The 246-nt window shown below is 55.3% G+C and carries 1 protein-coding gene; it reads right to left on the reverse strand.

The window, feature by feature from the left end; genetic code table 11:
- On the reverse strand, positions 1-246 hold a 246-nt coding region (locus O4G76_RS21340; protein ID WP_269399091.1), incomplete at both ends, for a hypothetical protein.

Below are 246 nucleotides of genomic sequence, written 5' to 3' on the forward strand. Positions count from 1 at the left end.
CGCTTGTCCAAGGCCAGCTCGGAGAGTGCCGTGCCGTAGTACTGGCGGAATAGCTTTTGCCGTAAGCCACTTTGTTCGGCCTGCTGCATAGCCAATTGCAGCTTTGCGTGTAACTGCGGCATGGCGGGTGAGACATAAAAGTAAAAATCTTGCGGGTAAATCAGCACGATCCCCGGCAAAGGCACCAAGCCTGCACGCAAGTCATGCTCCGCGGCGACCTCGATACTGCCACGTGGAAAGTAATGT

This window comes from Limimaricola sp. G21655-S1 (assembly GCF_027213785.1).
Lineage (GTDB): Bacteria > Pseudomonadota > Alphaproteobacteria > Rhodobacterales > Rhodobacteraceae > Limimaricola.